This window comes from Massilia aurea, assembly GCF_024753205.1.
Classification (GTDB): domain Bacteria; phylum Pseudomonadota; class Gammaproteobacteria; order Burkholderiales; family Burkholderiaceae_D; genus Telluria; species Telluria aurea.
The window spans coordinates 545,693-558,557 of the sequence record NZ_JANUGZ010000003.1 but is presented as its reverse complement, the minus strand read 5'-3'; the positions used below and the strand labels follow the sequence as shown (position 1 = coordinate 558,557).

Here is a 12,865-nt window from a genome sequence, read left to right as displayed (position 1 = left end):
GCGGTCACAATCATGAAGTTTATCGACGAAGCAAAAATTGAAGTCATCGGAGGCGACGGCGGCAACGGATGCGCCTCGTTCCGGCGCGAAAAGTTCCGCCCATTTGGCGGTCCCGACGGCGGCGATGGCGGCACGGGCAGTTCGATCTTTGTGGTTGCCGACCGCAACGTCAACACGCTGGTCGACTTTCGCTATTCGAAAGTCCACACCGGCAAGCACGGCGAACCGGGCCGCGGCTCGGATTGCTATGGCAAAGGCGCCGAAGACATCTATATGCGCATGCCGGTTGGCACGCTCATCATCGACGATGTCAATGGCGAAATCATTGCCGACCTGACCGAACATGGCCAGACCGAACTGCTCGCTAAAGGCGGCGAGGGCGGCTGGGGCAATATCCACTTTAAAAGTTCGACCAACCGCGCCCCGCGTCAAAAGACCGAAGGCAAGGAAGGCGAGCGTCGCACGTTGCGCCTGGAACTGAAAGTTCTGGCGGACGTGGGCCTCCTGGGCATGCCGAACGCCGGTAAATCGACCTTCATCACCGCCGTCTCGAATGCGCGCCCGAAGATTGCCGATTACCCGTTCACCACCTTGCACCCGAATCTGGGCGTGGTGCGCGTGTCGCACGAAAAGAGCTTTGTTGTGGCCGACATTCCGGGCCTGATTGAAGGCGCCGCCGAAGGTGCGGGCCTGGGTCACCAGTTCCTGCGTCACCTGGCGCGTACCGGCTTGCTGCTGCACATCGTCGACCTGTCGTCGTTCGAAGCGAACATCGATCCGGTCAAGGAAGCCAAGGCCCTGATCAAGGAACTCGAAAAGTACGACGAAGAGCTGCTGAACAAGCCACGCTGGCTCGTACTCAACAAGCTCGACGTGCTGGACGAAGCCGAGCGCAAGAAGCGCGTCAAGGACATGATCAAGCGCCTGGCCTGGAAGGGCCCGGTGTTCGAGATTTCGGCGCTGAACCGCGAAGGCTGCCAGGAACTGATCAACGCGATCTACCTGCACCTGGAAGAAAAGCGCCACGCCGAGCATCGCGCCGAAGAAACCGCGATGACCGAAGAAGCGCGCGGGATTTCGTCGATCGATCCGGACGATCCACGCTTCAAGATCCTCGAAGACTGACCCTTGGCTGGTAGCGTTCCTCAGCCCGCCACCTGGTCGCGCGCCTGGCTGCGCGGCCAGCTGTTGCAGCTGGTCGCGACCGTCAGCTCGCTGGCCTCGCTGGCGGCATTGCTCGATCCCGACCGTATTGCGTCGGCGATGGGCCTGTTTTTGGTTGGCGTGAATGGCTACAGCCAGTTTTACGCCATCTATGTGGGCGTCCGCCTCGCTACCGCGGGGCTGGCGCTGTTGGCGGCCAGGCACGGCAATCAGCCGATCCTGGGCGACCTGACTGCCTTGTTCCTCCTGGCCCAGCCGGCCGGCCGCCTCGCCGCGGCCTTTGCGATCGGCTTGCCCACGGGGGTCTTACTCGCTGTCTGCGCGGTTGAACTGCTGGCAGGACTTTCCCTGCTCGCATTGCGCCCGCGGGGAAAATTCCTGTCGCCATGAACTCTGCCCTCCAACAAGCTTCCCGCATCATCGTCAAGGTCGGCTCCTCCCTCGTCACCGACGAGGGCAGGGGGCTGGACCATACCGCCATTGCCCGCTGGGCATCCCAGATTGCCGCACTGCGCGCCCTTGGCAAGGACGTGGTCCTGGTCAGCTCGGGCGCCATTGCCGAAGGCATGCTGCGCCTGGGCTTCACGAAGCGCCCCACCGATATCCACGAACTGCAGGCGTGCGCCGCCTGTGGCCAGATGGGCCTGGCGCAAATCTATGAAACGAGCTTTCGCGCGCACGGCGTGCAAACGGCCCAGGTGCTGCTCACGCATGCCGACCTGGCCGACCGCGAACGCTATCTGAACGCGCGCTCGACGCTGACCACCTTGCTGCGCCTGAAGGTGGTGCCGATCATCAACGAGAACGATACCGTCGTCACCGACGAGATCAAGTTCGGCGACAACGACACCCTGGGTGCGCTGGTCGCCAACCTGATCGAGGCCGATGCGCTCGTCATCCTGACGGACCAGCCCGGCTTGTACTCGGCCGACCCGCGCAAGCACCCGGATGCGCGCCTGATCGCGCACGCTCAGGCCGGCGACGTGGCACTGGAAAGCATGGCAGGCGGCGCCGGCAGCAGCATCGGCAGCGGTGGCATGCTGACCAAAGTGCTGGCGGCCAAGCGCGCCGCGCGCTCCGGCGCGCACACCGTGATCGCCTGGGGCCGTGAGCCGGATGTCCTTACGCGCCTGGCGGGTGGCGAAGCGATCGGCACGCAGTTGCTGGCCCCGACCGGCCGCCTGACGGCGCGCCGCCAGTGGATGGTCGACCATCTGCACACGAGCGGCGAAGTCGTCATCGACGCCGGCGCGGCAGTCAAGCTCACGCGCGAAGGCAAGTCGCTCTTGCCGATCGGCGTCATTGCCGTCAAGGGCGAGTTCGGCCGTGGCCAGGTGGTCACCTGCGTGGACGAAGCGGGCAAGCCGCTGGCGCGCGGATTGACCAATTACGCGAGCAGCGAAGTGCGGCGCATCATGCGTCATTCGTCGACCGAGATCGAGCGCATCCTCAGCTTCGTCGAAGGACCCGAGCTCATCCATCGCGACAATATGGTCTTGCTGTAGATAGCGAGCACTAACCAACCGGCTGTTGCGCCAATCTGACGCAACGGCGGGTTTGTCTCCCAAATCGTCCAAAAATATTGCCGCAGAGATTCAAGCGTTACGCTTGGGGATACACTGCGCTTAAGCGCGTCGCGCGTATATATTCAGGACCTGTCATGAAACTAAGTCGCAAATTACCACTGGGTTTTGCCGCCGTCACCTTGCTCGTCGCCTGCGCAGGCTTCTTCGGCATGGCGCAGCTGAACAGCTCGGTCGATACCTTCCGCCAGGCGGTGGTCACCGAAGGCCAGGCGCAGCAGGTGCAAGAACTGCTGTCCCATTTCCGCAAGCAGGTCCAGGAGTGGAAGAACACCCTGTTGCGTGGCAAACAGGAAAGCGAACGCGTCAAGTATTGGAACGCGTTCCAGAAGAACGAGACGGAAGTCGCCCAACAGGTCAAGGCCTTGCTGGACGCCATGCCGGAAGGCGAAGTGCGGACCCTGGTGACGCAGTTCGGCGCGGCGCACGCGACCATGGGTGCGGATTTCCGGCGCGGCTACCAGGATTTCGAAGCGGCCGGTTTCGATGCCTCCGCTGGCGATATCGCGGTCAAGGGCAAGGACCGTGCACCGGCCGAGCTGCTGGTGCAGGCCCAGGAAAAGATGTCGGCCGTCAGCCTGGCCACGGCGGCCGAGGCCGATGCGGTGGGCAAGCGGGCCACGCTGCTCAGCTACAGCCTGATGCTGGTGGGCGCCGTAGTGGCCGTCATCGCCGGTATCCTGGTGTCGCGTTCGATCACGCGGCCGCTCGACGAAGCGGTCGAGGCCGCGCGCAGCGTGGCGGCGGGCGACCTGCGCACCGCAATCACGGTGCGCAGCAACGATGAGACGGGGCAGCTGTTGACCGCGTTGAAGGAGATGTCGGCCAGCCTGCAGCGCATCGTGCTCGAAGTGCGCGGCGGGGCCGAGACCATCGCGGTGGCGTCCGGCGAAATCGCGCAGGGCAACCTCGACCTGTCGGCGCGCACCGAGCGCCAGGCCGGCGCGCTCGAAGAGACGGCGTCGTCGATGGAAGAACTGACTTCGACCGTTATCCAGAATGCCGACAATGCACGCCAGGCCAGCGTACTGGCCGTGTCGGCCTGCGATGTGGCGGTCAAGGGCGGCAAGGTGGTCGAGCAGGTGGTGGGCACGATGGCGTCGATCAGCGCGTCGTCGCGCAAGATCACCGACATCATCGGCGTCATCGACGGCATCGCGTTCCAGACCAATATCCTGGCGCTCAACGCGGCGGTCGAAGCGGCGCGCGCCGGCGAGCAGGGCCGCGGCTTTGCCGTCGTGGCCGGCGAAGTGCGCACCCTCGCGCAGCGTTCGGCGACAGCGGCAAAGGAAATCAAGGACCTGATTGGTGAATCGGTGGCCTGCGTGGAAACGGGCGACCGGCTGGCCGGCGAAGCGGGCGTGACGATGGGCGAGATCCTGGCCAGCGTGCGCGGCGTGATGGCCATCATCACCGAGATCAGCGCCGCCAGCAGCGAGCAGAGTCAGGGCATCTCGCAGGTCAACCAGGCCGTCACTGAAATGGATGTCACGACCCAGCAGAATGCGGCGCTGGTCGAGCAGGCCGCCGCCGCCGCGCAATCGCTGCGCGAGCAGACGGTGGCGCTGACGGAAGTGGTCAGCGTGTTCAAGGTGGAAGAGCCAAGCGGCGCCGTGGCGCCGCCCCGTACCAAACTGGCACTGGCTGCTTGACACGAACCGGGTGCGCGGTAAGATGCCCGCGCGCCCGTAGTGCCGGGATGGGCCCGGCAACCGGTGGCGCACCTTGTGAGCCACCATCCGATGACGCCTCTTTCACCTTCCGCCGTGGTACAGGCGCAGCTCGACGCCTACAATGCCAAAGACCTCGATGGGTTGATGCGTACTTATGCGCCGGATGCGGCGCAGTTCGCGCTGCATGGCGACCTGCTGGCCCGCGGCCACGACCAGATCCGGCCGCGTTACGAACAGCGTTTTCTCGAACCCGACCTGCACGCGCGGCTGCTGTCGCGCACGGTACTGGGCAACTTTGTCACCGACCTCGAGATCGTGACCCGCAACTTTCCGGAAGGCCAGGGCACGGTCGAGATGCTGTGCGTCTACGAAGTGGTGGACGGGCGCATCGTGCGCGCGTCGTTCGCGACCGGCGAGACCCGGATTTAGCTTGCCGCCGAGACAGCTGCCGTGGCCGCCGCAACGGCAGCCGGCTCGAGTACACCCGCCGGCGCTGGCGTCTTGTCCCTGAACTCGCACAGGTCGGCAATCAGGCAATTCCAGCATTTGGGCTTGCGCGCAACGCAGGTGTAGCGCCCGTGCAGGATCAGCCAGTGGTGGGCGTCGTGCAGGAATTCCTTCGGCACGAACTTCAGCAGCTTCTGTTCGACGATGTCGACGTTCTTGCCCGGCGCGATCTTCGTGCGATTCGAGACGCGGAAAATGTGCGTGTCGACCGCCATCGTCGGTTCGCCAAAGGCCGTGTTGAGCACGACGTTCGCTGTCTTGCGGCCCACGCCCGGCAGCGCCTCGAGCGCTTCGCGGACGGGCGGTACTTCGCCGCCATGCTGCTCGACCAGGATCTGACAGGTGGCGATCACGTTCTTCGCCTTCGTGTTGTACAGGCCAATGGTCGCGATATAGGTCTTGAGCTCATCGATGCCCAAGTCGAGGATTGCCTGTGGCGTGTTCGCCACCGGGAACAAGCGGCGCATGGCCTTGTTCACGCCGACGTCGGTCGACTGGGCTGACAGCAGCACCGCAATCAACAGCTCGAACGGCGTCGAAAATTCGAGCTCGGTGGTGGGCGTCGGGTTGGCCGCGCGAAAGCGCGTGAAAATCTCGTAACGTTTGGCGGAATTCATGCAGGTCAGGTCGGGTCGGTGTTGCCGGCGGCTTTCAGGCGCGCGCGTTCCATGGCGGCGGCGATGATCGCGCGCTTGCGCTCTTTTTCCGCCAGCTCTTCGGGGGTATTGGTGGCTTCGGCCGTGACTTCACGCATCTTTTGCACGGCCTTGGCGGCCAGGCGCGCGTCGTTCTCGTCGCGCTCGCGGCGCAGGCGCGCTTCGCGAAAGTCGTGGCGGCTGCGCGCCGCATCGGCCGCTGGCTGGCTCCAGGCATCCCAGCCGGTGCGCTCGCCCGTGACCGGCACCATCGCGATGCAATCGACCGGGCAGGGCGCCACGCACAGGTCGCAGCCGGTGCACAGGCTTGGCAGGATCGTGTGCATCTGCTTGGCCGCGCCCAGGATCGCATCGACCGGACACGCCTGGATGCACAGCGTGCAGCCGATACACAGCGCCTCGTCGATGAAGGCCACCGGGCGCGGACGCTCAATGCCATTGGCGGGATTGATCGGGATCACGGCGCGGCCCGTGGCGGCGGCCAGGCGGCGCACGCCCTCCATGCCGCCGGGCGGGCACTGGTTGATGTCGGCTTCGCCGCTGGCGATCGCTTCCGCATACGGACGGCACGCGGGATAGCCGCACTTGGTGCACTGGGTCTGCGGCAGCAGGTCTTCGAGCTGGTCGGCGAGGGCTTTGGTCACGGTGTAGCGGATCTAGTAAAGCCGACATTATCCGCCAAAATGCCGGGCGCTGCGGTGAAACCCGGCGCGCCGGCATGGCGTGGAAACGGATGCATCACGTGCGTGGTCAATCGAACAGAGGTGTTGGGCGTAACCTGCTGTACTATAAACCGATCCACCGACGAGGACTGACATGAACGAATTGATCGCCCCGTTGCTGTTTGCTGCCATTTTTTCTGCAGGCGACAACCTGCACACGCGCAACACCAAGGACAGCCATGCCACGGCGCCGCCCGAGCATACCGAGGTGGCGCTCGAGCTGCCGTCGCTATACCGCAGCGTGGAATCCAGCGGCGAGTTGCGCCGTGGCGAGCGCCTGCCCGCACGCTATCAGGCGGTCCAGTACGTGGTCGAGGACTGGCGCAAGCTGCGCTTGACCAAGCCGCCACGCGGGCACCAGTGGGTGCAGGCCGATCGCAGCTTCGCGCTGGTGGCCATCGCGACCGGCCGGGTCGAGCAGGTGGTGCTGGGGCGCTGAGCGTATCTAGAGCGCAAAAAAATGCCATGGCGCTTGCCATGGCATTGTTCATTCAGCGGTCGCTTATTTGTTCTCGCGGATGAATTGTGTAATCTTCGGACACACGATCTCGCGCCAGCGGCGGCCCGAGAAGATACCGTAGTGGCCGGCTTTCTCGACGACGAACGCCTGTTTTTTCTCGGCCGGCACGCCACTGCACAGATCGTGCGCAGCGCTGGTCTGGCCGATGCCCGAAATATCGTCCAGCTCGCCTTCGACGGTGAGCAATGCCACCGTTTTGATGTCCTGCGGGCGCACCAGATTGCCGCCGACGTTCCACGTGCCTTTCGGCAGGCTGAAATCCTGGAACACGGTCTTGATCGTGTCCAGATAGTATTCGGCCGGCATGTCGAGCACGGCGTTGTATTCATCGTAGAACTGGCGGTGCGATTCGGCCGAATCGTCGTCGCCCTGCACCAGGTGCTGATAGAACTCGCGGTGGCTCTGGGCATGGCGGCCCGGGTTCATCGCGATGAAGCCGGCGTGCTGCAGAAAGCCCGGATAGACCTTGCGGCCAAAGCCCGGGTAATTGCCCGGCACGGAATAGATCACGGTGTTCTCGAACCACGAGAACGGCTTTTCGACGGCCAGGTCATTGACGGCGGTGGGCGATTTGCGCGGATCGATCGGACCGCCCATCATCGTCATCGTCTTGGGCAGCTTGGCGTCTTTCTCGCTTGCCATCAGCGCGATCGCGGCCAGCACCGGCACGGTCGGCTGGCACACGGAGATCACGTGCACGTCCGGGCCCAGGTGACGGATGAAGTCCTGGATGTAGAAGATGTAATTGTCGAGGTGGAACGGGCCGTCGGACAGCGGCACCATGCGCGCGTCGGTCCAGTCGGTGATGAACACGTCATGGTCGACCAGCAGCGCCTTGACCGTGTCGCGCAGCAGCGTGGCATGGTGGCCGGACAGCGGCGCGACGAGCAGCACGGTCGGCTGGGCGAGGGCGGCGATGCCGGCGGCGGGCAAGTCCTTCTTGAAGTGCAGCAGGCTGCAGAACGGCTTTTCGAGCACGATCTCTTCGACGATGCCAACTTCTTCGCCCTTGATTGTCGTGGTCTTCAAGCCGAAGGCCGGCTTCTGGTATTCCTTGCCCAGGCGGTACATCAGCTCGTATCCGGCGGCAATCCGCTGCGAAAACGGGGTGTGTGCAAATGGTGAGACGGGATTGGAAAACATCTTCGACGACGCCTCAGCCCACTGCATGAGTGGGGTCAGGAAGGAGCGTTGCATTTCGTGCAATTGGTAAAGCATAAATAAATCCTTCTATTAACTGCGCGCGCCGCAAAAGATTTGCGTTGAAGCTTCAACGATTATAGGGGATTTGCTTTTGGCTTGTGGAAACCTGAGCGGGCCCGATGCTGAAGCATGCTGCACTTGTAGCATATTTACCCGTGCGCGCTTCGTTGGGCATCCCACATAAAACAAAACGCCCCGCGATGCGGGGCGTTTTAACGGGACCTTGTCGTTGCGATGTTACTGAACGACTGTGACCGGCTGTTTAGTCGAAGACTGGCGTCTCGACGCCCAGGATCTTGTGCAGCTTTGGCGACGTGGTCGTGTACTGCATGTGGATCTTCTTGTCCGGGAAGATGTAGGGTGCAGCGCCGAATGCAGCCAGTGCCGCTTCGTGGAAGCCCGACAGGATCAGCTTTTTCTTGCCCGGATAGGTGTTGATGTCGCCGACGGCGAAGATGCCCGGGACATTCGTCTCGAACTTCTCGGTGTCGACCACTTTCAGCTGCTTGCGCTCGATGTCCAGGCCCCACTCGGCGATCGGGCCCAGTTTTGGCGACAGGCCGAAGAACACCAGCAGCATGTCCAGCGGAACGCGGCGGGTGACGCCGTCGGCGCCGGTGACCTTCACTTCGGTCAGCTTGCCGTCTTTTTCATCGAAGCCGGTGACCTGGCCGGTGATCAGCTGCATTTCGTATTCGTCGCACAGCGCCTTCATCTTGGCCACCGAGCTTGGGGCCGCGCGGAAGTCGTCACGGCGGTGCACCAGCACGACGGACTCTGCCTTGCCGACGAAGTTCAGCGCCCAGTCGAGTGCCGAGTCGCCGCCGCCGCAGATGACGATGTTCTTGCCGTCGAAACGTGCCGGATCCTTGACACGGTAGAACAGCTGTTCGTTTTCGAACTTGTCGATTGCGTCGACCTTGATCGTGCGCGCCTGGAACGAACCGACGCCGGCAGCGATGAAGATGGTCTTGGTGATGAACTGGGTACCGGTCGACGTCTCGACATTGAACCGGTTGTCTTCACGGCGCTGCACGCCGGTGACTTCCTGGCCCAGGTGGAACGTTGGCTCGAACGGCTCGATCTGCTTGAGCAGGTTGTCGGTCAGTTCCTGGCCGGTGCAGACCGGCACGGCCGGAATGTCATAGATCGGCTTGTCCGGATACAGTTCCACGCACTGGCCGCCGACTGCTGGCAGCGAATCGATGACGTGGGCCTTGATTTCGAGCAGGCCCAGTTCGAAGACCTGGAACAGGCCGACCGGACCGGCGCCGATGATGACGGCATCGGTCTCGATGGCGCCGGCGAACGAACTGTTGGGAGCGATGCTGCCCGCTTCGTGGGTGGCACTGATAGTCATGCGCTTAAATCCTGTGATGTTTGAATGGTGAGGCGAGGGCGGCCGGAGCCGCCACGCGTAACGCCCGCGCGACCGGCGCCGGCGCACAACAGCCGGCGCGACGGCGACCTGACCGCCCGATCAGCGAACCAGTTGGTCGAGCTTGTCCGTGACGTCTTTCCACTTGTCGGCCTCTGGCAGGGCGGCCTTCGTCTTGGTAATCGACGGCCAGAAGCGCGACAGATCGGCATTGATCTTGATGAACTGCTGTTGATCGCCGGGCACGTCTTCTTCGGCAAAGATTGCATTCACGGGGCACTCGGCGACGCACACGGCGCAATCGATGCACTCGTCGGGATCGATGGCGAGGAAATTCGGGCCTTCCCGGAAACAATCTACCGGGCATACATCGACGCAGTCGGTGTAACGACAGCTGATGCACGATTCGGTGACAACGTGGGTCATAACAGTCCTATCAGTTGGTGGGGTGTCGCATTGCCGGGCGCACGAGGGCCGGCCGGACAAGACAAAGCACTGTATTTTAGGGCAATTCGGGTTTTCTCACAAACTCGCTTATATACACAATGGACATAAGCAAATGACGAGCGGTACCGCATGGGCGTGCGGTTCGCGCATGGGTGCAGCGTCAGCCAGCCTGGCGCAAGGGTACCAGCAGATTCTGCCATTCGTCGCCGCCGATGGCGGTGCGTGTGCTGACGCTCATGCGCATGCTTATGCGCGCAGCGACGCGTCGGCTTCCAGGTCGGCCGGGGATGTGGGCAGTGTGGGCAGTGCAGGGAGTGTAGACACGTTGAGGCCGAGCGGACCGGCATGGTCGGGTTGGCTCGGCCAGCGGGGGGCGACGCAGGCGGCGTCTTTGTATTCGGGCAATTGCATGGTGCCGCAGCAGGCGTGCCGGTCTTGCCGGGCGCCAGGGGCATCGCACACGCAGGCTGCCAGCGGCGCGCCGGGCAGGTACACGTCTTCGGTTGTGCCGGCTGGCGCTGCGCCGGTCTCGACCACTTCGCGCCGGCTGAACTGGTTGCGGATGAAGCCGCCATACGCAGCGGGCTTGCCATCGGCCGCGACCACCACCAGCATGCCGTTGACGACGTCGGCGAACGTGGCGGCCGAGTCGGGCGCGCCGATCAGCGCGCGCAGCAGCACACCGCCCAGGTAGGCCGCCACCCGGTGCAGCACGGCGGCGTCGTCTTCGCGCTCGGGGTTGCGCTCATGGGCAAACAGGTCGGCCAGCACGTCGTACACGGCGCCCGTAAACACCTGGGAGATGGCGTGCACCTGGGTGCCCACCTGGCTCAGACGCAGGTCGTTGTCGGCATTGCGCAAGCCGTTGCGGTTGCCCAGCGCCAGCCCGAACTGCTCGGCGACGTCGGTCAGGAAGGAGGTGTCGTGCAGATTGGCCTTGGTCTGGGCGACGAGGGCTTCGCACTGGTCGAACTGCGACAAGGCGAGGAACACGGCAGTGAGGTCGCCGAACGATTCGTGCAGGCCGCCCGTCTGGGGCGGGGCGTCGGCCTGCAGCCAGCGCGGCTTGATGCCGTCGAGGATTGCGTGGGCAGTCTCGTGCGAGACGATATCGAACGAGCGGCAGGTGAACACCCGCCCGGCACCACCGGCGGGGACGAAATCGCCAAACTTCAGGCAGCCCTGGGTGCGGCTGTAGAACGCGTTCATGATGTCGGGCAGGCCGTGCGGGAAGACGCGCAGCGGGCTGCTGTCGATGCTGCTGTTCCATTGCCATGGCAGCGGCATGGCAACGCCGGCCGCAGCCAGTACACGCTGATACATGGTCAGGGTCTGGCGCACGACGGCAAAGGTGTGCACGGCGTCGAACTGGGGCGTGTCGGCCTGGGTGACGAAGTCGCCGGCGGCATTCGGTTCGACCTGCTCGATGCCGGGCACGCCGGGCGCGATGCGGGCGTCGCACGGGCCGGCCAGCACGGCGCCCGGTAGATACGCCGTGCGGGTGCCGATGGCGCCGACCGACGGGTCTTGCTTCCACATCAGCACGCGGGCGCCGAAGGCGTGCGGCAGCGGCTCGGCATCGACGGGCGGGTCGGGGTCAAGCGGCGCTTCGTGCGGTTGCTGGAGATGCATATCCATGAAGGCTCCTCGCGTCATGATGGCGTTCGCTTTCATGGTCGCCCGCCATGACGGGCACGCTTTGAGACGCGTCAATTGCGGCGTCACGAATGCATCAGTTCTAGCGAACTCTGGCATACGACCGCATCAACTGGCATCATGGCGGATTGTTCGCAATATTTAGGAAGGAATGTCCCGATGGCGGAAATCAGCATCGTCCAGCAACACACCCTGAGCCCGGCTGCGGCGCGCACGGCGGCCGAGCAAGTGGCGCAGCGTATTGCGACCGAATATGGACTGGCATGCCAGTGGGATGGCGACGTGCTGCGCTTTGAGCGCAGTGGCGTGGAGGGGGCATTGACGCTGGAAGACCAGCAGGCGGCGATGCGGATCAACCTGGGATTCTTGATGGGCGCCTTCGCGCCGGCCATCGAGGCCAAGGTGGCGGAGAAGATGCGCAAGACCTTCACCGCCTAGTACATTGATTCGTTGAATTAGCCTTTCAGCTCTTCGATCAGATCGATGTATTGCTGCTGGGCTTCTTCTTGCGACGTGCCGGCCAGACCGGCCCAGGCGTCGAACTTGGCGCGTGCCACGAAATCGGTCATGCCCGGACGCTCGCCGGTCGCGTCGCCGCTCGAACCCTGTTTGTACAGCGCATAGATCTTCAGCAAGGTCATATTGTCCGGACGCTCCGACAGATTCTTCGAATCGAGCTGGGCCTGGGTGAATTGTTCTTGGACGCTCATGGAAACTCCTGTGATGGTGGGTTGCAGTCTTGTCGCTTGGACAAGGCGGCAGGCATCTTAGCGCAGGAGACAGGGACGACCCGAAGATTCGGCCGTACTTTAGAGGGGAACTTCAAATGCGGTGCAGTACCTGCCATACGCCGCCCGAGAGGCGGTGCATGGCAGTGAAGCGATGCTGCGGCTTAGACAGCCAGCAGGTCGACGTCGAAGATCAGGGTGGCGTTTGGCGGAATGACGCCGCCGGCGCCGCGCGCGCCATAGCCCAGGGCTGCAGGAATGGTCAGGCGACGCGAGCCGCCGATTTTCATGCCTTGCACGCCTTCGTCCCAGCCGCGGATGACCTGGCCGGCGCCGAGTGCGAACTCGAACGGATCGCCACGGTCTTTGCTCGAATCGAATTTGGCGCCGAGGCTGCCGTCGTCGTTGCGCAGCCAGCCGGTGTAGTGCACGGTGACATGCTGGCCAGCCTTGGCTTCGTCGCCGGTGCCGGTGACGAGTTCTTCGTATTGCAGGCCAGAATCGGTAGTGATGGTGGACATGGTCTTCCTTGTTGTTCAGATTGAACGACGATTGTAGTGCATGGGTCGGGAAACCGCCATTGTCCGGGCCAGCCGTGCGCCCCGTTGCAGCCCGGCGCGCTCCCGTA

General features: G+C 63.7%; 15 protein-coding genes. 7 read left to right on the top strand and 8 right to left on the bottom strand.

Translation table 11 applies throughout. The annotated features are described in order from the left end of the window. Positions 1 to 12 precede the first annotated feature (12 nt). The 5 genes from cgtA (at position 13) to NX775_RS13025 (ending at position 4,849) form a co-directional block, all read left to right on the top strand. A complete protein-coding gene (cgtA, locus tag NX775_RS13045; protein WP_183549345.1) occupies positions 13 to 1,125 on the top strand; it encodes an Obg family GTPase CgtA in 1,113 nt (370 codons plus the stop codon). Between the two features lie 3 nt (positions 1,126 to 1,128). Further along, the gene (locus tag NX775_RS13040; RefSeq protein WP_258836393.1) at positions 1,129 to 1,554 is read left to right on the top strand and encodes a hypothetical protein; all 426 of its coding nucleotides are present in this window, start codon (positions 1,129 to 1,131) and stop codon (positions 1,552 to 1,554) included. Beyond that, positions 1,551 to 2,669, top strand: a complete 1,119-nt coding sequence (proB, locus tag NX775_RS13035; RefSeq protein WP_258836392.1) for a glutamate 5-kinase — start codon at positions 1,551 to 1,553, stop codon at positions 2,667 to 2,669. Before NX775_RS13040 ends, proB begins: the two co-directional genes overlap by 4 nt. A 155-nt stretch (positions 2,670 to 2,824) precedes the next feature. Then, positions 2,825 to 4,399 (top strand): methyl-accepting chemotaxis protein, encoded by a 1,575-nt coding sequence (locus NX775_RS13030; RefSeq protein WP_258836391.1) that lies wholly within the window; start codon positions 2,825 to 2,827, stop codon positions 4,397 to 4,399. Between the two features lie 90 nt (positions 4,400 to 4,489). Beyond that, positions 4,490 to 4,849 carry a nuclear transport factor 2 family protein gene (locus tag NX775_RS13025; protein ID WP_258836390.1) on the top strand — a complete coding sequence of 120 codons (360 nt, stop codon included), beginning with the start codon at positions 4,490 to 4,492 and terminating at the stop codon, positions 4,847 to 4,849. Here NX775_RS13025 and nth read toward each other — a convergent pair. Beyond that, positions 4,846 to 5,544, bottom strand: a complete 699-nt coding sequence (gene nth / locus NX775_RS13020) for an endonuclease III (RefSeq protein ID WP_258836389.1) — start codon at positions 5,542 to 5,544, stop codon at positions 4,846 to 4,848. The two genes, NX775_RS13025 and nth, sit on opposite strands and share 4 nt — an antisense overlap. Before the next feature lie 5 nt (positions 5,545 to 5,549). After that, a complete protein-coding gene (gene rsxB / locus NX775_RS13015) occupies positions 5,550 to 6,227 on the bottom strand; it encodes an electron transport complex subunit RsxB (RefSeq protein ID WP_183549352.1) in 678 nt (225 codons plus the stop codon). 172 nt (positions 6,228 to 6,399) lie between these two features. On the opposite strand from rsxB, the gene NX775_RS13010 reads away from it, so the two are divergent. After that, positions 6,400 to 6,744, top strand: coding sequence for an RcnB family protein (locus tag NX775_RS13010; RefSeq protein WP_258836388.1), 345 nt, complete (start codon positions 6,400 to 6,402; stop codon positions 6,742 to 6,744). 63 nt (positions 6,745 to 6,807) lie between these two features. Here the strand turns inward: NX775_RS13010 and NX775_RS13005 are convergent, their stop codons facing one another. The 4 genes from NX775_RS13005 to NX775_RS12990 form a co-directional block, all read right to left on the bottom strand. Beyond that, positions 6,808 to 8,043, bottom strand: coding sequence for a polyhydroxyalkanoate depolymerase (locus NX775_RS13005; RefSeq protein ID WP_258836387.1), 1,236 nt, complete (start codon positions 8,041 to 8,043; stop codon positions 6,808 to 6,810). A 247-nt stretch (positions 8,044 to 8,290) separates the two neighbouring features. Beyond that, the gene (locus tag NX775_RS13000) at positions 8,291 to 9,388 is read right to left on the bottom strand and encodes an NAD(P)/FAD-dependent oxidoreductase (protein ID WP_258836386.1); all 1,098 of its coding nucleotides are present in this window, start codon (positions 9,386 to 9,388) and stop codon (positions 8,291 to 8,293) included. A 120-nt stretch (positions 9,389 to 9,508) separates the two neighbouring features. Beyond that, positions 9,509 to 9,832 (bottom strand): ferredoxin FdxA, encoded by a 324-nt coding sequence (gene fdxA, locus NX775_RS12995; RefSeq protein WP_183549368.1) that lies wholly within the window; start codon positions 9,830 to 9,832, stop codon positions 9,509 to 9,511. A 267-nt stretch (positions 9,833 to 10,099) separates the two neighbouring features. Continuing rightward, positions 10,100 to 11,491: a gluzincin family metallopeptidase gene (locus NX775_RS12990; RefSeq protein WP_258836385.1), complete on the bottom strand. Its 1,392-nt coding sequence runs from the start codon at positions 11,489 to 11,491 to the stop codon at positions 10,100 to 10,102. Between the two features lie 177 nt (positions 11,492 to 11,668). On the opposite strand from NX775_RS12990, the gene NX775_RS12985 reads away from it, so the two are divergent. Further along, positions 11,669 to 11,947 (top strand): polyhydroxyalkanoic acid system family protein, encoded by a 279-nt coding sequence (locus NX775_RS12985; protein ID WP_258836384.1) that lies wholly within the window; start codon positions 11,669 to 11,671, stop codon positions 11,945 to 11,947. 17 nt (positions 11,948 to 11,964) lie between these two features. Here NX775_RS12985 and NX775_RS12980 read toward each other — a convergent pair whose 3' ends face one another. Next, entirely contained in the window at positions 11,965 to 12,219 is a 255-nt protein-coding gene (locus NX775_RS12980) for an acyl-CoA-binding protein (protein WP_183549378.1), read from the bottom strand. 182 nt (positions 12,220 to 12,401) lie between these two features. Continuing rightward, entirely contained in the window at positions 12,402 to 12,758 is a 357-nt protein-coding gene (locus tag NX775_RS12975) for an FKBP-type peptidyl-prolyl cis-trans isomerase (protein WP_183549381.1), read from the bottom strand. Between the last annotated feature and the right edge of the window lie 107 nt (positions 12,759 to 12,865).

Coding starts and splice junctions, on each gene's coding strand:
- NX775_RS13000 (WP_258836386.1), bottom strand. CDS start 9,388: ATGACTATCAGTGCCACCCACGAAGCGGGCAGCATCGCTCCCAACAGT.
- NX775_RS13010 (WP_258836388.1), top strand. CDS start 6,400: ATGAACGAATTGATCGCCCCGTTGCTGTTTGCTGCCATTTTTTCTGCA.
- NX775_RS13025 (WP_258836390.1), top strand. CDS start 4,490: ATGACGCCTCTTTCACCTTCCGCCGTGGTACAGGCGCAGCTCGACGCC.
- NX775_RS12985 (WP_258836384.1), top strand. CDS start 11,669: ATGGCGGAAATCAGCATCGTCCAGCAACACACCCTGAGCCCGGCTGCG.
- nth (WP_258836389.1), bottom strand. CDS start 5,544: ATGAATTCCGCCAAACGTTACGAGATTTTCACGCGCTTTCGCGCGGCC.
- NX775_RS13005 (WP_258836387.1), bottom strand. CDS start 8,043: ATGCTTTACCAATTGCACGAAATGCAACGCTCCTTCCTGACCCCACTC.
- NX775_RS12975 (WP_183549381.1), bottom strand. CDS start 12,758: ATGTCCACCATCACTACCGATTCTGGCCTGCAATACGAAGAACTCGTC.
- NX775_RS12990 (WP_258836385.1), bottom strand. CDS start 11,491: ATGGATATGCATCTCCAGCAACCGCACGAAGCGCCGCTTGACCCCGAC.
- NX775_RS12980 (WP_183549378.1), bottom strand. CDS start 12,219: ATGAGCGTCCAAGAACAATTCACCCAGGCCCAGCTCGATTCGAAGAAT.
- proB (WP_258836392.1), top strand. CDS start 1,551: ATGAACTCTGCCCTCCAACAAGCTTCCCGCATCATCGTCAAGGTCGGC.
- cgtA (WP_183549345.1), top strand. CDS start 13: ATGAAGTTTATCGACGAAGCAAAAATTGAAGTCATCGGAGGCGACGGC.
- fdxA (WP_183549368.1), bottom strand. CDS start 9,832: ATGACCCACGTTGTCACCGAATCGTGCATCAGCTGTCGTTACACCGAC.
- NX775_RS13030 (WP_258836391.1), top strand. CDS start 2,825: ATGAAACTAAGTCGCAAATTACCACTGGGTTTTGCCGCCGTCACCTTG.